The sequence below is a fragment of the Rothia sp. HMSC068F09 genome, from assembly GCF_001812775.1.
In the GTDB taxonomy this organism is placed as follows: Bacteria; Actinomycetota; Actinomycetes; order Actinomycetales; family Micrococcaceae; genus Rothia; species Rothia mucilaginosa_A.
The window spans coordinates 17,661-38,575 of sequence record NZ_KV810409.1; the positions used below are offsets into that span (position 1 = coordinate 17,661).

13 protein-coding genes and 1 tRNA gene are annotated in these 20,915 nt (G+C 64.4%); 10 read left to right on the plus strand and 4 right to left on the minus strand.

All coding sequences use genetic code 11. From position 1 onward, the window contains the following. Positions 1 to 252: 252 nt before the first annotated feature. Both HMPREF2874_RS00095 and HMPREF2874_RS00100 read right to left on the minus strand, forming a co-directional pair. A complete protein-coding gene (locus HMPREF2874_RS00095) occupies positions 253 to 726 on the minus strand; it encodes an RrF2 family transcriptional regulator (protein ID WP_049333993.1) in 474 nt (157 codons plus the stop codon). A 326-nt stretch (positions 727 to 1,052) separates the two neighbouring features. Then, positions 1,053 to 2,903, minus strand: coding sequence for a phosphoenolpyruvate carboxykinase (GTP) (locus tag HMPREF2874_RS00100; protein WP_070648294.1), 1,851 nt, complete (start codon positions 2,901 to 2,903; stop codon positions 1,053 to 1,055). Positions 2,904 to 3,425: 522 nt separating this feature from the next. Between HMPREF2874_RS00100 and HMPREF2874_RS00105 the strand changes: the two genes are divergently transcribed. From HMPREF2874_RS00105 to HMPREF2874_RS00125, 5 genes are all read left to right on the plus strand, one after another. Beyond that, a tRNA-Arg gene (locus tag HMPREF2874_RS00105) sits at positions 3,426 to 3,501 on the plus strand. 232 nt (positions 3,502 to 3,733) lie between these two features. Then, positions 3,734 to 5,323 carry a DNA repair protein gene (locus HMPREF2874_RS00110; RefSeq protein WP_070648295.1) on the plus strand — a complete coding sequence of 530 codons (1,590 nt, stop codon included), beginning with the start codon at positions 3,734 to 3,736 and terminating at the stop codon, positions 5,321 to 5,323. Next, positions 5,323 to 6,600, plus strand: a complete 1,278-nt coding sequence (locus HMPREF2874_RS00115) for a cell wall biosynthesis glycosyltransferase (protein ID WP_070648297.1) — start codon at positions 5,323 to 5,325, stop codon at positions 6,598 to 6,600. Before HMPREF2874_RS00110 ends, HMPREF2874_RS00115 begins: the two co-directional genes overlap by 1 nt. A gap of 346 nt (positions 6,601 to 6,946) precedes the next feature. Then, positions 6,947 to 7,267: a 2Fe-2S iron-sulfur cluster-binding protein gene (locus tag HMPREF2874_RS00120; protein ID WP_049333989.1), complete on the plus strand. Its 321-nt coding sequence runs from the start codon at positions 6,947 to 6,949 to the stop codon at positions 7,265 to 7,267. Between the two features lie 2 nt (positions 7,268 to 7,269). Next, a complete protein-coding gene (locus tag HMPREF2874_RS00125) occupies positions 7,270 to 8,217 on the plus strand; it encodes a DUF4232 domain-containing protein (RefSeq protein ID WP_070648299.1) in 948 nt (315 codons plus the stop codon). A gap of 128 nt (positions 8,218 to 8,345) precedes the next feature. Here the strand turns inward: HMPREF2874_RS00125 and HMPREF2874_RS00130 are convergent, their stop codons facing one another. Then, complete coding sequence (locus HMPREF2874_RS00130; protein ID WP_070648301.1) at positions 8,346 to 8,933, minus strand: malonic semialdehyde reductase; 588 nt, start codon at positions 8,931 to 8,933, stop codon at positions 8,346 to 8,348. Positions 8,934 to 9,068: 135 nt separating this feature from the next. Between HMPREF2874_RS00130 and HMPREF2874_RS00135 the strand changes: the two genes are divergently transcribed. Next, the gene (locus HMPREF2874_RS00135) at positions 9,069 to 14,501 is read left to right on the plus strand and encodes a DEAD/DEAH box helicase (protein ID WP_070648302.1); all 5,433 of its coding nucleotides are present in this window, start codon (positions 9,069 to 9,071) and stop codon (positions 14,499 to 14,501) included. A 329-nt stretch (positions 14,502 to 14,830) separates the two neighbouring features. Here the strand turns inward: HMPREF2874_RS00135 and HMPREF2874_RS00140 are convergent, their stop codons facing one another. Next, entirely contained in the window at positions 14,831 to 15,532 is a 702-nt protein-coding gene (locus tag HMPREF2874_RS00140; protein ID WP_246823724.1) for a TetR/AcrR family transcriptional regulator, read from the minus strand. A 382-nt stretch (positions 15,533 to 15,914) separates the two neighbouring features. Here HMPREF2874_RS00140 and HMPREF2874_RS00145 point away from each other — a divergent pair, with 382 nt between their 5' ends. The 4 genes from HMPREF2874_RS00145 to tgt all read left to right on the plus strand — a co-directional run bounded on the left by HMPREF2874_RS00145 (position 15,915) and on the right by tgt (position 20,905). Then, on the plus strand, positions 15,915 to 17,123 hold the full coding sequence (locus tag HMPREF2874_RS00145; protein WP_083309796.1) for a pseudouridine synthase: 1,209 nt from the start codon (positions 15,915 to 15,917) through the stop codon (positions 17,121 to 17,123). A gap of 86 nt (positions 17,124 to 17,209) precedes the next feature. Then, complete coding sequence (locus tag HMPREF2874_RS00150; protein WP_083298875.1) at positions 17,210 to 18,475, plus strand: glycoside hydrolase family 76 protein; 1,266 nt, start codon at positions 17,210 to 17,212, stop codon at positions 18,473 to 18,475. Between the two features lie 66 nt (positions 18,476 to 18,541). Then, positions 18,542 to 19,480 (plus strand): Dyp-type peroxidase, encoded by a 939-nt coding sequence (locus HMPREF2874_RS00155; protein WP_070648304.1) that lies wholly within the window; start codon positions 18,542 to 18,544, stop codon positions 19,478 to 19,480. Between the two features lie 114 nt (positions 19,481 to 19,594). Further along, positions 19,595 to 20,905 carry a tRNA guanosine(34) transglycosylase Tgt gene (tgt, locus tag HMPREF2874_RS00160; RefSeq protein ID WP_070483355.1) on the plus strand — a complete coding sequence of 437 codons (1,311 nt, stop codon included), beginning with the start codon at positions 19,595 to 19,597 and terminating at the stop codon, positions 20,903 to 20,905. The last annotated feature ends 10 nt before the right edge of the window (positions 20,906 to 20,915 follow it).

Below are 20,915 nucleotides of genomic sequence, written 5' to 3' on the forward strand. Positions count from 1 at the left end.
TAAGTGAGACACAATATATTTGCGTTAGAAAAGCTGATTTCGCGAGTGACTAGCGACGGTGTATGCATAAAAATTCTGCAATGAATATATATTTTCACGAGAAAGTTTGCATACTCATGAAATAATGACTCTGCTCACATTTTTATACCGTGAGCTCAAATCTGCATATTTTCGAAAATAGTGCACGTTTACAGCCCCGAGTAGTCGTCCCGGAACTAGTCGGCAAGGCTCTCCGCCGAGCCTCCAGATGACCTACGAAAAAGCGGGAATCGCGTTCTCCGGAGGAGCCATTCCGAGTTCCAGAAGGATCGGACCCACGGGGCTGGCGCCCGCGGTCAATTCGGTAATCGTCACCGAATCCACGGCAGCATAGAAAGCCTCGCGAGCCCTCGCCAGCACATTGCGCAGGCGGCAGAACTTATCCAGGGGGCAGTGGCCGTTCTCATCCTCACACTCAATCATGGGGATGTCACCCTCAGTAGCACGAAGGATGGTGCCCACCGTCACCGAACGCCCGGATTCCGAGAGCATTACGCCTCCGGAGCGACCGCGCGTCGAATCCAGATACCCCTGGTTCACCAGGAACGCCACGGCCTTCGCCACGTGATTGTAGGGGGTATCCACGCCTTCCGCGATCTTCTGGGTCGACAGCTTCTGTCCCGGCTCCAGGGCAGACAGGAGCATCAGCACACGGAGCGAGACATCCGAGAAAGCTGTCAAACGCATGGATACTCCTTCACTACTTCGCCTTCAGCGGGGAACCCGCCGAGCATCCGGTGGCACGCGCACCGCATCGACCGACCGGGGCGCGTCAAAAACATACACAGGCATTGTATCGATGCGCTCCATGTGCTGAAAGTTAGAGGCCTCTTCCCCACTCGATTGAAGGTGTCCAAATATTTCTTCGGCTCGTTCGCATTATCTTTTGCGGTGCATAGCTTTACATTTCAAATTCGCGCGCTCGGTGCCCGGTAGATAGGCGAGGGGCGGAACCTCAACTGAGATTCCGCCCCTCCAACCGCTCAAAGAGTTAGCGATTTAGCCTCACCAAATTAGTCCTCCAGGGACTTGGCCAGAGCATCACGCTGCTCGCGGACCTCGGCGGGCAGCTTGTCGCCGAACTTAGCCAGCCACTCGTCGATACCGGGAAGCTCAGCGGCCCACTCGTCCTTCGAGACCGCCAGGGCAGCCTTCAGCTCCTCGTCGGAAATCTCCAGACCGGTCAGGTCCAGATCTTCCTTGGTGGGAACGGTACCCAGGAAGGTCTCTTCGCCGTCGGCCTTGCCATCCAGGCGGTCGAAAATCCACTTCACAACGCGAGAGTTCTCACCGAAGCCGGGCCATGCGAAACCGCCATCGGGGGTGCGGCGGAACCAGTTGACGTAGTAAATCTTCGGCATGTTCTCTGCACCGTGCTTCTTGCCCAGGTCAATCCAGTGCTGGAAGTAGTCACCGGCGTTGTAACCAATGAAGGGCAGCATAGCCATCGGGTCGCGGCGAATCACGCCGACGGCGCCCTTAGCGGCCGCGGTGGTCTCCGAGGACAGGGTGACGGCGCGGAACACACCCTGCTCCCAGCTGTCGGACTCGGACACCAGCGGAACGGTGGTCTTGCGACGGCCACCCAGAACGATGGCGCTCAGCGGCACACCCTCGGGGTCGTAGTACTCGGGAGCGAGCATATCCACCTGGGATGCGGGGGTGCAGAAGCGGGAGTTCGGGTGAGCTGCCGGGCGGCCGGACTCGGGGGTCCAGTCCTTGCCGGTCCAGTCAATCAGGTGTGCGGGAGCCTCGTCGGTCTTGCCCTCCCACCAGACGGAGCCGTCGTCGGTCAGTGCAACGTTGGTGAAGATGGTGTTGCCCTTGGCGATAGCCTTCATAGCGTTCGGGTTGGTGGAGTAACCGGTACCCGGTGCCACGCCGAACAGGCCTGCCTCGGGGTTGACCACGCGTGCCTGGTGGTTCTCGTCGAACTCAATCCAAGCGATGTCGTCGCCGACCATCTCAGCCTTCCAGCCGTCAATGGTGGGCTCCATCATTGCGAAGTTGGTCTTACCGCAAGCCGAGGGGAACGCTGCGGAGATGTAGCGAACCTTGCCCTCGGGGTTGGTCATCTTCAGGATGAGCATGTGCTCTGCCATCCAGCCCTCGTCGCGACCGATGACGGATGCGATGCGCAGTGCGTAGCACTTCTTGCCCAGCAGTGCGTTGCCGCCGTAGCCGGAACCGAAGGACCAGATTTCGCGGGTCTCGGGGAACTGGACGATGTACTTCTCGGGGTTGCAGGGCCAGGAAACATCCTTCTGGCCGGGCTCCAGGGGTGCACCAACGGAGTGCAGGGCCTTGACGAAGAAGCCATTGGTCTCGTTCAGCTTGGCCAGAACGTCCTTGCCGATGGTTGCCATGATGCGCATGGAGCAGACAACGTATGCGGAGTCGCTGAGCTCAACAGCAATCTTGGGGTTCTTAGCCTTCAGGGAGCCCATGACGAAGGGAATGACGTACATGGTGCGGCCGCGCATCGAACCCTCGAACAGACCGGTCAGGGTCTTCTTCATTTCGACGGGATCGCGCCAGTTATTGGTCGGGCCGGCGCCCTCTTCGGTCTCGGAGCAGATGAAGGTGCGCTCCTCGACACGTGCCACGTCGTCGGGATCGGAGAAAGCGGCGTAGGAGTTCGGGAACTCGTGATCGCTCAGGCGGACAAAGGTTCCGGCGTCCACCAGCTCCTGCGCAAGGCGGTTATATTCTTCCTCGGAGCCGTCCACCCAGTAGATGTGGTCGGGCTGCGTCAGCGCGGCAACCTCGCGAACCCATTCCAGAAGACCCTGGTGGGTGGTGGGTGCGCTCTGCAGCTCCTTTTCGAGTTCGGCAGAGAGAGTACGAGTTGAGGTGTCAGCCATTGACGTTTTCCCCTTCAATCGGTAAATACCGCGGATACTACGTTGATCCGCGATAGGTCTGCGGTAGCGAAGAAGCAGTTAAAAACTACAAGCGTGCAAATAATGGTGAATATGCACGCTTGGACAGAAGCCACTTCCTCGTGATGCTTACAGAATAACGCATTAACGACCCGAACATCCTTCTATGACGTTATTTCTTACGTTCCGCCCGTCACACCTTCAGCAGGAAGACACCGAGGGTAATCAATGAGAAATTCGAGGGCCGGAGGGTAAGAATCGTACGGGGCGGAGGGTTCTCGCAGGGGATCCCCACCTCCCGTTCGGAGCAGCACAAAAAAATATTTTAAAAAATTTTCCGGGAACCAAAAACCCCGGAATTTCGCGGTAAAACAAGGCATTACAACACTCCGGTGACCCAAAAATGGGACCCTTTTGAGTTTTTCGACTTGCAGGCCCCTCGTAACCTCCGTATAGTATTACCTGTTGCCGCGACGGATTGAAGAAATCCGAAGCGAGGAACATGCGCCTGTAGCTCAACGGATAGAGCATCTGACTACGGATCAGAAGGTTGGGGGTTCGAATCCCTTCGGGCGCACCACCGATCCCCGGTTCTTCGGAACCGGGGATTTTTTGTATCCCCGGACATGTGAGCCCGGACGGGGTCACCTTCCCCCGCCTATTGTGGGCGCGGCGGGTGCATCCTCACCAAAAATCCGCATTTCACCCGCACAATATGACGTGCGCCGGCGCACACCGGTGAAAAAACGCATAGGATGGAAACAAGACCTTCCACGCCCAAGTTGGAGGGACACATCACGCGAAGGAGCACCATGGCTCAGTTATCCATCCCGCAATCCCTCATAGGTGCGCTTATCGATATTGCAGATCTAGGAACACTCGACTACTTCGCCCCCAGCGAGCGATGCGCGCACTGGGCCCTCTACGACAATCAACGCCGCGAGTTGCTCTGCCCCTGCGCCCCCGCCGAGGTGCCGAGCGTTGAGAAGCTCTTCGAAAGCGCCGCAAAAATTCTCTACGAAAACTTCCCGCGCTATATCGATACGCCCGACCAAATCATCCCGTACACCTCGCGTCAGGAGCTTATGGCCGCCCTCCTGCGAGGAGATGACACCGCAGAAGGCCCCGAAGACACCGGCGCAGAGGGCAACGACGCAGAAACCGCTGCCGAGGCCGGGGAAGCTACCGAGGGAATCGTCGTGCAGAGCGGCGAAGAAACGAGTGAAGCGGCGGAGGCCGTTGCACCGGCTGCGGAGAAGCCCAAGCCCTCCCCCGCGCTGATGGCTCGCCGCGCCCGACCGGTAGCCGAGCAGGAGACTCCCGGAGAGCAGACGGTCGAGGAGAAGGGTCTCGCCCCCTCGGAGGCCCCCAAGCCCAGCGTCCCGAAGCCCAGCGCACCCAAGCCCTCCGCCGCCCAATTTGCAGCCCCCAAACCTGCCCCGCCGAAGCCCAGCGCACCGGTTGCCCCCGCGCCCCTCGAGGCTTCCTCCGAGACGCGCCCGGCCGCGCCGAAGCCGCCGGCGCCCTCCGCGGCCCCCTCACCCAGCATGTTCCGCAAGGCGTCGCTCACCTACCGTCCGCCGCAGATCGAGGAGTACCTGCAGGGCCTGCGTGCCCGGCAGCAGGCAGCAGAGCAGGCCACTGAGCAGAACGCCGCCCCCGAAAACATCGCTTCGGACACCCCGAGCACCCCGACGCCGATGCCCGTGCCCTCCGCCGGAGCCGCGCGGACCGCGACGAAGAACGTTGCGCCCGAGGCTCCCACCCGCCCCGCAGGGGTCACCGCGGAAGATCGTGAGCGCGCCTACCGCATCCGTCCCGGGTTGCGTCAGCGCATGGAGCGCGAGGGACTCACCGAGGACCTCGTGCGCACCGTCCTGCGCGAGGGCGCAGCGGAACGAGTCAACGACTGGACGATTCGCTTCAGACATGACGACTACCGCGTGGACGTCAACACCGCCTCCGCCGAGCTAATTACCGTCGTCGACGAGTACGAAGCCGAGTGCAACGACGGGGCCAATACCACCCTGGCCCGCGGCGAGTACACCCCGCTCAACGCCCTCGAAATGGCCTTCAGCGAGCGCGCCCGCGTCTTCCTCTCCAAGAACCCCGAGTTCGTCTTCGACCTTATGGTCCGCACGCTCGAGAGCCCCGAAAGCGTGCGCATGGGTGAGGGCTGGACCCGCATCTACGCCGCGGAGGGACTGGAGATGACCATCTCCCCGGATCAGCGGACCGTGCTCTCCCTGACCAAGACCCCCGATTTCCAGGCCCTGCACGCCGAGAGCCTGCGCCGCGCGCAGATTGAGGATCTCAGCGATGCCATTAACCGGCAGGCCGAGGCCGCCACATCCGAACAGCCCAAGCACCAGAACGCTCAGAACGCCGAGGAGGAGAAGTAATGTCGGCCAAGCAGATTACCGTTCCCCTCGAGGTGTACGTGCGCCTGCAGGAGCTTGCCTCCCTGGCCGGCTACAGCTACCGCGAGGCTGAGGAAGCAGCGGAGCGCACCTGGGACCTCACCAACGACGAGGGCGCCTCCCTGCTCGATGAGCGTGGCGCGATTCGCCCCGAGGCCGCTGAGCTCTACTTCACCCTGATGCCGCTCATCGCCCACGAATTCGTGCAGCAGCAGCAGGCCCTCGTGGAGGCCTACCGCAAGACCCCCAAGCCCGCCGCGGCGCGCGCAAAGATTCGTCCCTCCAACCAGCGGCTCATCCCGCTGACCGAGGTGCCGCTCGAGAATCAGCGTATCGCCGCGCGCATCGAGCAGGAGTTTTACGGCGATGTGCCGGAGAGCCGCCGCATCTACGGGGTGCTGCCCGGCGTCATGGACTACATGATGCGCCACGACCTCGGCTACGCTCTGCTGCTCGAGATTATCGAATCCCCCGAGAGTGTGGTGCGTGAGGAGACCGCCGAGGAAAACCGTTACGGCCGCGAGGTCACCCTTTACACCCACGAGGATCTGGGCTACCAGGTTGTGTTGAACCCCCTCACCGTGGAGGTTCTGGCCCTGCGCCCGCTCAAGGCCTCGGCCGGCGGCTACCAGCTCTCCCTCGAGGCTCAGAGCCAGCTCAAGGCGCTGGGCCTGACGAGCGAGTACATTACGCGCATCCTGGATGAGGCCGATAACCGCCAGCCCATTCCTGGTACGAGCCGCACCGTGTACTCCCTCAACGGTTACCAGGTGGAGTTCTCGCACTCCGATCAGCAGGTCATTCGCATTGCGCGCGGTGTCGCCGCAAACCGCAATCCCTTTGAGTCTCAGCCGCGCATGAGCGGACGCAAGCGCCAGCGCGGCCGCAAGATCCCGCACGACGTGGACGAGTTCGTCCAGCTGCTGCAGGAGCACGGATTCACGGTGACGATGGGCGGTAAGCACTACGATATCCGCCACGAGGCACTGGCTCCGGGGCAGAAGGCCGTCACGTCGGTGACTCCCTCCGACTCGCAGCGTTGGCACCTGAATTCTGCGCGTCAGATTCGCAATACCTTCGGTGTTGATCTGCGCTACGCCGATCCGCGCGATAGCGTGCGCGGCATCGTGCGGGGTACCCGCCCCGCAAAGGATGCGCTCCCGGCGGAGGGCTCCGCGCAGGAGGACGGCAAGCAGCCCGCGGATAGCGCGAGCAAGAAAGCTGAAGGGCAGCGTTCCGAGGGTGAGCGGGCCGAATAGCCCGTGCGTATAGACCGGGGTTGGCAGACCCGGTGCGCGTTAGACCGTGCATCCGCAGAAGGGGGCGGGCTCGGGGGCTGTGCTCCCGGTGCCCCGCCCCTGCGTCTTTATGCTCCCCAAGGTATTTATTTGCACGCCGGGGCAGGAGTAAATGACGGGTCTTTCCCCGCTTGTCAAGGGATCAAAGGGTAGACTGGAAGCGAGCTATACGTGCTCTTCAGCATAAAAATTAATATGCGTTCCCGCAGGATGCGTGACGCTAAAGTTCAGGGTATCACACCGGTGGGGTTAATACCGGCCCCTGCCTCTACAATAGAAACGCATCACTACAGAAGAAGGAGAACGCATGGGCGTAACGATTAAGGTCACTGACGAAGCAGGCGAACACTACGATATTCAGTGGGAAGACCACCACACCCTCCTGGAGACCCTCCAGGCCAACGGCGTGCCGGTCCTCGCCACCTGCGGCGGTAACGCATCCTGCGCAACCTGCCACGCCTTCATTGACCCCGAGCACTACGCGGCTTCCGGTGAGCGCACCGAGGCCGAGCAGGACCTGCTCGACATGGTTGATGATGTCGCAAACGAATATTCCCGCCTGTGCTGCCAGGTTGAGTACGCCCCCGGTATGGACGGAGCAGAAATCCAAATGCAGGCGGCGATGTAACAATGTTTAAATCGGCTCAGGTACTCGCATCAACCACCCTCCTCTGCGGCGTGCTCGCGCTCAGTGGATGCGGCGCGTCCCAGGCCGGTCAGGATGCAGAGGACACCTCGGCACACCCGAGTGCCTCCGCATCGGTGAAGCCCGGCACGATTAGTGTGGCCTCCGAGAGCCCCAGCGCTTCGGTGGCCCCGGGCTCCATCACAGTTGTCAACAGCGGGTCCCCGGAGCACGGGGATTCTTCCTCCGCTCACGCCGAGGAGTCTAGCTCGGAGAATCACGAGTCGAAGCACGAACATTCGTCTTCTTCCTCGAGCGAGGCAAAGCACGAGGACCTTCCCCCGGAGAATAGCGAGAGCAATAACGGCGAAGAGCGCAATGACTCCGATTCCGGGAACCGTCAGGGTTCTTCCTCGGATTCCGGTTCCTCTTCCTCAAACTCGAGTTCTTCGAATTCCTCCGGCGGCAACAGCAACGGTAATAACAACGGTAGCTCGAGCCGATCCGATAATTCCGGCCAGAAGAACGCCGAGGGGCCCTCGCAATGCTCCATGGATGATTTGAACGTTTCGGTCTCCGTGACGGACAATTCCCCCGGTGCACGCACCCTCACGCTGTACTTCCAGAATTCCAGTGATTCACCCTGTTCCCTGCGCGGCTACCCGCGCGTGATTTACGCGGACTCTTCGGGTAATTGGGTGGGGCGAGAGGCATCTAACTCCTCCGAGTTCATGAACCCCGCCGGTGTGACCATCGCCCCGGGTGATAGCACCACGGTGGTAATGCGCTCCATCAACACGAACCGCTTCGGCGATAACTGCGGCGCGCGACAGGTGGAGGGCTTCCTGGTGGGCCTCGCCGGCGATCGGGACGGCGTTACCGTGCCCTTCGACACGACAGCTTGTTCCTCTTCGGTTCCGCAGCTGTCCGTGGGCCAGTTTGGGGCACGCTAGGTAGCGCGACCCAGCAGGCAGCGCGGTAAGACGTTAAACGCGTAAATAGTTCAAGGGCGGTTCCCCGTCACGGGGAACCGCCCTTGAACTATTTCTAAGCCTAATTCTTAGGCTCAAGGTTATGCGCCTTAGACGGAGCGGGTGGCTTCCTCGTGGCTGAAGCGTGCGGAACGATCGTGGCCGGAGGGGATGCCGTGGCCGATGTTGACGACCAGGAAGGGCTGCTCGTTGGTACCGGCCAGGAACTCCTTCTTCAGGCCTTCAAAGTCTGCACCGGTCATGGGGCCGGCGTCTAGACCGAGGGCGCGAATCGCGGTGATGAAGTAGCCAGCCTGGACGTGTGCGTTGAGGTCGGCGGTGGGCTTAGCTAGATTTTCGTCAGCGTAGTAGCCCTTAATGAACTCCGCGGAGCGGGGGTTGAAGGTGTCGGCCTTCTCGACCCAGCCGTGGTCTGCCGAGAGCAATGCAATCATGGGTGCGGATTCGGCCTTGGGCTTGTTGCCGTCCACCAGGTGGGAGATGAGGCGCTCGCGGGCCTCGGGGCTCTTGATCCAGGTGATGCGCAGGGGCTGGCTGTTGAAGGCACTGGGGCCGTAGAAGGTGAGCTCCTGGATGCGGCGCAGCTGTTCGTCGGTGACGGGCTCGTCGGTGAAGGAGTAGGCGGTGCGAGGCTCGTGGAAGAGCGCGACGAGCTGTTCTTCGTTCAGGCGGGTCATGATGATTCCTTTGCTGAGTTCTTAAATTATTTTACAAGTAAAATATTGTGGGGTCCGTGCGTTACCTGTCAAGTCATCATCACCCCCGCACCACCCGTAAATCAAGTGACCCGTAACACGCGTCATAATTGAAGCATGACCGATGCACTCTCCCACTTCTCCGCCCCCGTACGCGAGTGGTTCCGCCGCGCCTTCAGCACGCCCACCGCCGCGCAGGAAGGCGCATGGGAGAGCATCCGCGAGGGCCGCAACACCCTCATCATTGCGCCCACCGGCTCGGGCAAGACCCTCGCAGCCTTCCTCTGGTCCCTCGACGCCCTCTACCGCGAACACCGCGAGCGGGCCGCCGGCGCCGCACAGCCTCCGCGCGGCACGCGGATTCTCTACATCTCGCCCCTCAAAGCCCTCGGTGCCGACGTCGAGCGCAACCTGCGGGCACCGCTGGCCGGCATCACGCGGCTGAGCGCCGCAGACGCCGAAAACGCGCCGGAGGAGCCCCTCATCACCATGGGTGTGCGTAGCGGCGACACCCCCGCCCGCGAGCGCCGCCAGCTCATCAGCAACCCGCCGGACATTCTCATCACCACCCCCGAATCCCTCTACCTCATGCTCACCAGCGCCGCCCGCGACACCCTCTCCGGCGTCACCACGGTCATCGTGGATGAGATTCACAACCTAGCCGCCACCAAGCGCGGGGCGCACCTGGCCGTTTCCCTCGAGCGCCTGGACGCACTCCTGCCCGAGCCCGCCCAGCGCATCGGGCTCTCCGCAACCATCGAGAACCCCGACGCTGTGGCCCGTTTTCTGGGCGGCGTGCAGCCCGTGAACATCGTCAGCAAACCGGTACCCAAGCGCTGGGACCTGAGCCTGAGCGTTCCCGTTCCCGATATGGAGGCCCTCGGCGGGGCAAACGATTACGGGCAGGGGCTCTACGGGCCGGGCGAGGCAGCTGGAGGCGCGCCGAAACCGGCCTTTCCCGCCGCCATGCCCGTTGCCGCTCCCTCCGCCAACCCTTCCGCAGAAAGCCCCTCCGGCTACACCCTCGAGGATGCCATCGGGGTTTTCCCCACCGCGCCCTCGGCCGGCTCCGAGGCCCCCGGAGCGCCCGGGGATGAAACCGACGGAACGGGCGGAACGGGCGCGGAGGAGCTCGCATCCTTCGACCTCAACGCCGTTCTTGACCCCGCAGAGGCCTACGCGGAGGCCTCAGGCGGGACGGAGGGCCGCGCCGAGACCTCCATCTGGCCCCGCGTTCAGGAACGCATCGTCGACCACATCGAGAACAACCGTTCTACGATCGTCTTCGTGAACTCCCGCGGGCTCGCCGAAAAGCTCACCGCGGCGCTCAACGACATTCACCTGCGCCGAGAGCTCGCCCGCCGCGGCGTCGACCCCGAGGAGTACGCCGCACAGACCGATGTGAACTCCCCCGAGGCCGTGCCTCCCCTGGCCCGCGCCCACCACGGCTCTGTCTCCAAGGAACAGCGCACCCTCATCGAGGAGGCACTCAAAGGCGGAACCCTGCGCTGCGTGGTGGCCACCAGCTCCCTCGAGCTGGGTATCGATATGGGCCACGTGGACCTCGTTATTCAGGTGGCCGCGCCTCCCTCCGTCGCCTCCGCCCTGCAACGCGTGGGCCGCGCCGGCCACCGCGTGGGCGATATCTCCCGCGGCGTCTTCTATCCCAAGCACCGCGGCGACCTCCTCGGGGCGACCGTGACCCTCGCGGGCATGCGCAGCGGCACCCTCGAGCCGCTCGCAATCCCCGCCAACCCCCTGGACGTGCTCGCCCAGCAGACCGTGGCCGCCTGCGCCCTTGGGCCCATCAGCGTTGACTCCTGGTACGAGGCCCTGCGCCGCAGCGCCCCCTACTCCGAGCTGCCCCGCGCCCTCTTCGACGCCACGCTCGAAATGCTCGCCGGCCGCTACCCCTCCGACGAGTTCGCCGAGCTGCGCCCGCGCATCCTCTGGGATCGAACCCCCACCGAGCAGGCACCCTCCGGCAGTATCGAGGGCCGCCCCGGGGCTCAGCGCCTCGCCGTCACGAGCGGTGGAACCATCCCCGACCGCGGTCTCTTTCCCGTCTACCTCGTCGGCGGGGACGAGGAACGCGGCCCCAAGCGCGTCGGCGAGCTCGACGAGGAAATGGTCTACGAATCCCGGGCCGGCGAGGTCATCACCCTCGGCGCCAGCAGCTGGCGCATCGAGGAAATCACCCACGACGCGGTGCGTGTCACCCCCGCCCCCGGCCTGCCCGCGCGCCTGCCCTTCTGGCACGGCGACCGCGCAGGACGCCCCTACGCCCTGGGCCTGCAAACGGGTGCCTTCACCCGAGCCCTCGCCTCTCTGGAGGCCGCGGATGCACCCGCCGCCCGCCGGCAGCTCGAGCAGCTCGGCCTGGACCGCTGGGCCGTGGACAACCTGCTGGCCTACCTACGCGAGCAGCGCGAATCCACGGGTGCCGTTCCCTCCGACCGGCGCCTCATCGTGGAACGTCACCGCGACGAGCTGGGCGATTGGCGGCTGATTCTCCACTCGCCCCTGGGCTACTCGGTGCACGCCCCCTGGGCCCTCGCGGTGCGCGCCCGCATTATCGAACGCTACGGCGTGGACGCCTCGGTCATGGCGGCTGACGACGGCATCATCCTGCGTCTGCCCGCGTTGGAGGACGTTCCGCCAGGGGCCGACCTCTTCCTCTTCGACCCCGAAGAGCTGGAGGGCATCGTCACCGATAGCGTGGCCGATTCGGCTCTTTTCGGCTCGCGCTTCCGCGAGAACGCGGCCCGCGCCCTGCTACTGCCCCGGCGTAATCCCGGCAAGCGCACGCCGCTCTGGCAGCAGCGTCAGCGCGCCGCGCAGCTTCTGGACGTGGCCCGCAAGTACCCCGAGTTCCCCATCCTGCTGGAGACCGCCCGCGAGTGCCTGCAAGACGTGTACGATCTGCCGGCCCTACTGCAGGTGCACCGCGCCCTGGAGTCTCGCAGTATTGCCCTGATGGAGGTGGAGACCGAGGCTCCTTCGCCCTTCGCCCGCACCCTGCTCTTCGAGTACGTGGCCGAGCACCTCTACGATGCGGATGCGCCCGCCGCCGAGCGCCGCGCCGCCGCCCTAGCCCTGGACCCGGCCATGCTCGCGGAGCTTTTGGGCACAACCGGGCTGCGCGAGCTGCTGGACCCTGCGGTGCTGACGCAGACCCTGGCCCGCCTGCAGCGCACGGGCGAACGCTACCGGGCCTCCGGGGTGGAGGGCGCGGCGGACCTGCTGCGACAGCTGGGCCCGTTGAGCGCCCGCGAGCTGGCCGAGCGACTCCGCCCGGAGTCTGCCGAGCCCGAGCCAGCAACTCCGGATCGACCCGACGAGCACCGCCCCGCGGAACCCCCGGTGAGCGAGGAGTACGCCCGCGAGCTGGCCGAGCGACTCGTGCACGCGCGGCGCGCCTATTCCTTCGAGGGGCCGGGGACCCCGGAAAGCGGCCCGCAGCTCTACTACGCCGCGGTTGAGGATGCGGCCCGCCTGCGCGACGGCCTGGGCATTATGCCCGCCGCGGCGCTACCGCTCGCCTTCCTGGAGCCGGTGGCCGAACCGCTCGAGGACCTGGTCTCCCGTTTTGCCCGCACCCACATTCCCTTCGGAGTGCACGAGGCTGCGGCCCACTTCTCGCGCTTGACCCCGATGGGCACCGGCGTGCTTCTCCCCGTGCTGCTGCGCCTGCAGCGCCAGCGGCGCGTGACCTCCGGCGAGTTCCTGCCCGAGGTGCTGCGGGGCGCCTCCGAGCGGGCCGAGGGGCCGGACGGCTCCCCCGAGTGGGTGGATGTGCAGGTTCTGCGCACGATTCGCGCCCGCTCGCTGGCGGCGCTACGGCAGGAGATTGAACCGGTCCCCGCGCGGGCCTACGGGTTCTTCCTACCCGCATGGCAGAACGTTCGTTCTTTATCGGTGCGCGTGGCCCGACCCCTGGCCGAGGCGAGCGCCTACGGCGCATACCTCGAGCCGCAACGCACGGCCCGAATTATCGACGAGGCGCCCGCGCCCCTCACTTCCGCCGCGCCCGAGAGCGCCCGGGAGGAACAGGCCGGCGCGCCGAACGGCGCACAAGGCCTCGACGAGCCCGCCCTGCAGGAGGAGCTGCTGACCGCCATCGACCAGCTGGCCGGCGTGCGCATGCCCGCCTCCGCCCTGGAAACGCTCATCCTGCCGGCCCGTGTGAAGGGTTACCGCCCGCACCTGCTCGACGAGCTCATGATGACCGGCCGCGTCTTCTTCACCGGGGCCGGTCGACTCGGCGGCGCCTCCCAGCGCTCCGACGGCTGGATTCGCCTGCACCTGAGCGAGAGCGCGCCGCTCACCCTGGGCCCCGGCTACCCCGCGGATTTTCTGCGGGAGGAGGAGCCCGAGCTCCTCGAGCGCCTGCAGACCCCCGGCACCCTCGAGCACGCAATCCACGAAGCGCTCGCCCACGGCGGCCTCTTCGTGCCGGCCCTGCGCGAGCGGGTCGTTCAGATTCTCGGTGGGGCGGCGGCCCCCGGCCAGACGGTCTCCTTCCCGGATGCCGCCGAGCTCTCGAGCGCCCTGTGGCGCCTCGTGTGGGCCGGCGTGCTGACGAACGATTCCTTCGGCCCGGTTCGCGCGACGCTTGCGGGGGTCAGGAGCGCGCATCCGACCCCGGCGGCCGCCCCTCGCCTCTCGCGGGTGGGTCGCCGCGGAGCCGGCCGCATCGCGGCGGCGCGAGCCTCGATGGGCCGTTCCCTGCGCGGCGGGTACGCCGGGGGCGGTCCCTCGCCGGTGGCCCCGCAGGATAGCGGCCGCTTCTCTCGCATAGACTCCCTACTGGGCGAGCCTCTGGACCCCACGGTGGCTGCTCTGGCGCGCGCCGACCTGCTCTTGGACCGCTACGGAGTGCTTACGCGCGGTTGCCTGCAGGGCGAGGACTCCCCCGGCGGCTTCAGCCAGCTCTACCGCATCTACTCCGAGGCCGAGGACCGTGCGCTCGTGCGCCGCGGCTACTTTATCGAGGGCCTGGGCGCCGCACAGTTCGCGGCCCCCGCCACGGTGGATGCGCTACGCTCGGCGGCCGACCGCCTCGGCCCGCGCGATGAGCGACCGCGCCGCACCGCGACCGAGGAGGTGTTCGGCACGTTCACGGTGACGCTTCTGGCCACCACGGACCCGGCCAACCCCTACGGTGCCGCCCTCGCCTGGCCCGAGCTGTCGAAGCTCTCGGAGGGCTCGGCACCCCTGCGGCACCGCCCGGCTCGCAAGGCCGGCGCCTGCGTGGTGCTCGTGGATGGTGCACCTGTGCTCTACCTGGAGCGCGGCGCGAAGACCCTGCTCATCTTTACGACCGACCCGGTTCTGCTCGAGGCGGCCGCCCCGGCCATCGCGCGCATGATGGACTCGGGCGGCATGGATAAGATCTCGATTGAGAAGGTCAACGACGTGGAGCTTCTCACCGACTCCCCCACCCTCAACCGGCAGGGTGAGGATCCGGTGCAGATTCTGCGCCGCGCCCTGCAGCATCAGGGGTTCTACGCCACGGTGCGCGGGCTCTCCATGCGCCGACCTCTCTAGCGCCGGCTCGCCCGTACCGGTTTAGGCTCCTAAGCTCCCCGACGCGGCGAGGCATCCGCAGGGGGCCTTCCGCGCACGACAAAGCGCCCCGCGCCTCCCCATGAGGGAGGTGCGGGGCGCTCTGCGTTCCCTACTCACAAACCGGATGGTATTCCCGGAATCCGCCGCGCTCTCGGGGTCCTCGAGACGGTGGGCCGTGGCGCGATACCTCGGCCCACCGGCTCGAGCCCGGGGGCCCGGCGGAGGAATATCCGTCCGGGGATCCGCGGCCCCATTGTCGTCGAATCCTGCAACCAAACATCGGAGAGGGAAGTTTGCGGACCGTGAGGCTAGTAGCCTCCGGTGAGGGTATCGACGGCACCCAGGCACAGGTCAATGGCTTCTTCCAGCCCCAGACCGCGGGTGCGCACGGTGCGCTGGTCGCGGGGATTGAGCTGCACCACGTGCAGGGCGAAGTAATCCACGAGCTGCAACCAGCCGCCGAGAATGACGCGGGTGCGGTCGTTAATCGGCATGCCGGTACGCTTGAGCATCCATTCGAGGTAGTCCGTGGGGTTATTGGGGAAGTCCTCACCGCCGGGGGTGGGGACGCCCGCCACCACGAGGAAGTACGTGCGCAGTGCGTTGCGCAGAGCCTCTTCGGGGTTCTCGTGATGCTCGCCCAACGCCTCGAGAACCGCCTTGGCCTCGCGGCGGGTGACCGCCGCGGCGAGCGAGTCCTTGCCGGGGAAGTAGTGGTAGAGTAGCGCGCGGGTGATGCCCGCATCGCGGGCGATGGCGCTCATGGACGCGCCGAGCACGCCCTTGCGCGCAAAGTGTTCCGAAGCCACCTGAAGAATCTGCTCTTCACGCTCGTGCGGTTCCATTCGCAACGCACCCGTGGTGCGGTGTTCTGCGCCCTGTTCGGTGAACGGCGCAGAAACTTTAGCCTCGGCGACTGTGCCTTGAGGTGCGTGTGAAGTGTCAGATTGTACCGGTGCAACCGGGGGAGTTCCTTTAATCTCTGCTTCCTTACGCTGTTTCTGTCCCATTTCGACCCCTTCGTTCGATTTTTCGAACTTCTGTGTCTTAATCGTAACGCTTTAATGCGCTTCTCAGCCTTTTTAAAAGTATTTATGACGTAGGCTATTCAGCCTACCAGGTCTCTATACGCTTCACATCTTTTAATCTGCAATGGGCTATATACTCTAAATGAAGTATTTATTACTGATGGTTTGACAGGGTTTTCGAAAATAACGTATATATTCATTTGTTTTTGTAAAATTAGCTTTATTTTTTTAAATTAAATCCCGAATATTTTCAAAAATGTGTGAGTATTTCGTTTTTATCCCCACCTATTCCCACAAGCGCAGATGAGTGTCAGATAAATCTGCGATTCCTCTAGGCCACCGCACCAACCGGTACAGTAGAGCCATGCCCACCCACGATTCCCACCGCGACACGCCGAGGGCCCGTAACATCCCGGAGCTGAGCACCTCTGCTCGGAGCGCCTCCGTGCAGAAAACCTCCGTGCAGAAAACCTCCGCGCGGCATGCCAAGCCCGCCCGCCGCACGCATCGCCGCCTGCTGACCCCTCCGCTGGCGCAGAAGAACGGCATCGACCCCATCCAGCTCGTGCTCCCCCACCCCGAGGAGCTCCCGGAGGAACTCGCCCCCGGCGGACGCGCCCCCGCTACGATTGCCGACTACCTCATCGCGCGCTTCTACCCGAACGACCCGCAGATTATTCACTCCCGCTTCGAAACCGGCGAGGTGCGCCTGGATGACGGCACGGTGCTGACCGCCTCCAGCCCCTACGCGCCCGGCGAGCGCATCTGGTACTTCCGCGAGCTCGCCGATGAGCCCGAACTCCCCTCCGACATGCCGGTACTCTACGAGGACGAGCACGTGCTGGCCATCGACAAACCCCACTTTCTGCCCACCACCCCGCGCGGTTCCTATATCGCGCAGACCGCGCTGACCAAGCTACGCGTGCGCGAGGGCAACCCGCTGCTCATCCCAATTCACCGACTCGACCGCCCCACCGCCGGGGTGTTACTCTTCGCCAAAACCGTTCAGGCGCGCCGCCCCTTCCAGATGATGTTCCAGCACCGCCTGGTATCGAAGACCTACCGCGCTGTGGCCCCGGTGCCCGCCGACCCCACCGCCGCCGAACAAGCCCTGAGCGCGGAGGGGCTGCGGGTGCGTTCACACATTCAGAAGGTGCGCGACGTGTTGCAGGTCCGGCAGCTCTCAGAGACGGAGTGCGTGGCGCGGGGCGTGGAGCCGAACACCCTCACCACCGCGCGCATCCTGGAAACCTTCACCCCCAACCCGGCCGAGGCCGAGGCCTGGGGCGTCGAATCCGGTCGCCCGTGGGGCCTCTACGACCTCGCCCCGCACACCGGTAAGACCCATCAGCTGCGAGCGCACCTGAACCTGCTGGGCGCCCCGATTCTTGGGGACGTACTCTACCCGCGTGTGCTCCCCGACGGACCCGACCGCCCCGAGCGCCCGCTGCAACTGCTGGCCTACACTTTGAGCTTCGAACATCCCATCACCGGCGAGCCCATCAGCCTGCGTAGCGGTCGCACATTAAGTGCATGGGAGAGCAAGAACAGTGCGGTGTGGGAGGCAAGCTGAACCCCCGGAGGGACCGGTGATGACCCGGCACCAAAAAATGCGATAATGCAGAAGTAAGACTTCACCGTACACATATAGAGGGCACCGTGAATTCCCAGCCGTCTTCCCACACCGCGCACTCCCCGGCATCTATGAGCGAGTACGCGGAACGCACCTCCTCCCACGCCGAGGCCGCAGCCGTCAGCGTCACCGACACCTTCGTGCACCGCATCCTCGGCGTGCCCGGAGCGCTCATCGGATCCATTCAGGTACCCGACCCCCGCCCGCTGAGCCAGCGCCTGAACACGTGGCACTACTGGTGGCAGGCCCACCTGCTCGAGTGCATCATCGACGCCGGCCAGCGCCACCTGCGCGAGGGTCGCATCACTGAGGCTCAGGAGCAGCTGCACCGTGCCCGCTCGCTGCTGCGCGGCATCAACGTGCGCAACCTTGGCCGCTACGCCAACGACTACTTTGACGACATGGCCTGGCTGACCCTCGCGGTGGGCCGCATGAACTCCTTCTCGATTGAGCTGACCGGCGCAAACGACGTGGCCGCACAGGACGCCGGGGCCGCCCTCTTCGAGCAGCTCGCCAAGGGCTTCGCGCCCGGCGGAGGCATGAGCTGGCGCAAGTCCAAGCGCGACTTCGTGAACGCCGCGGCCACCGCACCGGCAGCTATCGCATACGCTCGCGCGGGTGACCCGCACACCGCCGCCGCCCTCATTGACTGGATGAACGCAACCCTCTGGGACGCAGAACGTTCGCTCTATATGGACGGCGTGAACGTTCGCGGCGAGGAGTACGAGCTCGAACGCGGCGAGTACACCTACAACCAGGGCACCGCACTGGGTGCCCTGCTAACCCTGGCCGCCTCCGGCGTGCCCTGCGAGGTGGACCCTATCGAGCGTGCGGAGCGCCTCATTGTGGGCATCGTGAAGCACATGACCGAGGAGGTCGAATTTGTCTCCGGAGCGCGCCGCCGCATCCTCATCTCGCACGGCGACGGCGATGGCGGCCTCTTCACCGGTATCCTGGTGCGCTACCTGGGCATGGCGGCATCCTCGCCCCTGCTGAGCGACGAGGCCCGCGCCCTGGCCTCCAGCCTTATCTACTCGACCGCCCGCGCCCTGTGGGAGGGCCGCCGCGAATTCGACCCGAACCTGCCGATGAACGAGCTGGGCATCGACCCCAACGAGATTCGCGGTCGGGCGCTCGTGCAGTTCTCCCCGCGCTTCACGCAGGCCACGAGCGAGGCGCTCAAGCCCGGCGTGCCCGTAGAGTTCTCCACGCAGCTGCAGGCCTGGATTATTCTCGAGACCGCCGCGCGCCTGGCCCATGCTCGCGATATCGCTTCGCACCGCGGCTACTAGAGACCGGGCGGTATGTTAGGGCTGGGTTCATTGCGGGGGCGTGCGCGCGGGCGTACGGTGAATTTTATGCTTGCTTCAGAATCACAACAGGTCACTGCCAGCCCGAACGCTAACACCATTTTCATGGTGTGGAAGTTCAAGGAAGGCCTCAGCCAGGATGCGCTCATTGAGGGGTTCCAGAACCTCTGCGGGCTCGTCATTAACCTCAACCACACCGCCGCAAACCGCTACTCGCCCGAGAACGCCAGCATTGTGCTGGGTATCAGCCACAGCGCGTGGCTGACCCTGGATCTGCCCAAGCCGCTGCCGCAGGAGCTTGTGGAGTTCGAGGAGATTAGGGGCCATAAGCACACCGCGGTGTCCACTCCCGGTGATTTGCACTTCCACATCCGCGCGACTCAGCCTTCGGTCGCCTACGATATGGCGTCCGCTATTACCGCGGCTCTGCGCGATATTGCCGAGGTACTGGATGAGGTACACGGCTTCCGCTACTGGGACGGCCGCGCCATCATCGGTTTTGTGGACGGCACCGAGAACCCGCAGACCCCCGCGGCACGCGAATACTTCGGCATCATCGGTGACAGCGATCCCATGTACAGGGGCGGTAGCTACCAGTTCGTACAGAAGTACATCCACGATATGACCGCGTGGAACGCCCTGCCTGTCTCCGAGCAGGAGAAGGTCATCGGCCGCTCCAAGCACGACGACATCGAGATGAGCGAGGACGAAAAGCCCGCCAACTCGCACTCCGCTATCGCCAATATCGGTGACGACTTCAAGGTTATTCGCGACAACATGCCCTTCGGCACCGTGGGTAACAACGAGCTGGGCACCTACTTCATCTGCTACGCCAGCACCTTCTCGACCGTTCAGAAGATGCTGAAGAACATGTTCATGGGAGTGGATGGCGCCAACTACGACCGACTGCTGGATTTCAGCACCGCGGTGACCGGCACCCTCTTCTTCGTGCCGACTGTGGATATGCTCGGCGACTTCGCCGGCTAAAATCAGCTACCCTCAGCTAAATTCTCGTGAACCCCGCCTCCGGCAAGAGAGGCGGGGTTTTCCGGTAGGCTAGGGTGTAGACATTCAGACGGAAAGCAAACAATCGAGAGAAGAATGAGCGTTCTAGATAACTCTTTCCCCACCGAGGACTTTGGCTTCACCATCACCAGCCGCCTGGCGGACACCGCCTCTCCCAGCGCTGAACGTGTAGAAGCCAACGGCGGACAGTTCCGTGGACGCACCGGTGTCATCACCACCCCGCACGGACAGATCCAGACCCCCGCCTTCACCCCCGTGGGCACCAAGGCAACCGTCAAGGCGGTCCTGCCCGAATCCATGAAGGAGCTCGGCGCTCAGGCTCTGCTCTCCAACGCCTACCACCTGTACCTGCAGCCCGGCCCCGAAATCCTGGATGCGGCAGGCGGCCTGGGCGCCTTCATGAACTGGGACGGACCCACCTTCACCGACTCCGGCGGCTTCCAGGTCATGAGCCTGGGCTCCGGCTTCAAGAAGGTCATCGACATGGGTACCGTCGCGGACGCTAAGGGCGCCGACGGTCGCCCCCTCGGTGACGACGACGTGGCAAAGGGTAAGGAACGCCTCGCCCACATTGACGACGACGGCGTGAACTTCAAGTCGCACATTGACGGCTCGATTCACCGCTTCACCCCCGAGGTGTCCATGCAGGTTCAGCACCAGATCGGTGCCGACGTCATGTTCGCCTTCGACGAGCTGACCACCCTCTACAACTCCCGCGGCTACCAGGAGGAGGCGCTCGAACGCACCCGCCTGTGGGCGCTGCGCTGCATCGCCGAGCACCAGCGCCTCACCAAAGAGCGCGTGGGTAAGCCCTACCAGGCGCTGTTCGGCGTGATTCAGGGCGCCCAGTACGAAGACCTGCGCCGCAAGGCCTGCCAGGACCTCGGTTCCATGCCCTTCGACGGCTTCGGCATCGGTGGTGCGCTCGAGAAGGAAAACCTCGGCACCATCGTGCGCTGGTGCGCCGAAGAGCTGCCCGAATCCAAGCCCCGCCACCTGCTCGGCATCTCCGAACCCGACGACATCTTCGTCGGCATCGAAAACGGTGTAGACACCTTCGACTGCGTCTCCCCCACCCGCGTGGCACGCAACGCCGCCGTCTACTCCCCCACCGGCCGCTACAACATCACCAACGCGCGTTTCAAGGCGGACTTCTCGCCCATCTACGAGGGCTGCGACTGCTACACCTGCACCCACTACACCCGCGCCTACCTGCGTCACCTCTTCAAGGCCGACGAGCGCCTGGCGGCGACCCTCGCCTCCATCCACAATGAGCGTTTCATCGTGCGCATGGTGGACGACGCCCGCGAGGCCATCAAGGACGGCACCTACTTCGAGTACCGCGACGAGTTCCTCGGTAACTACTACTCCGGTAAGAAGCCCTAAGCCCGCCGAC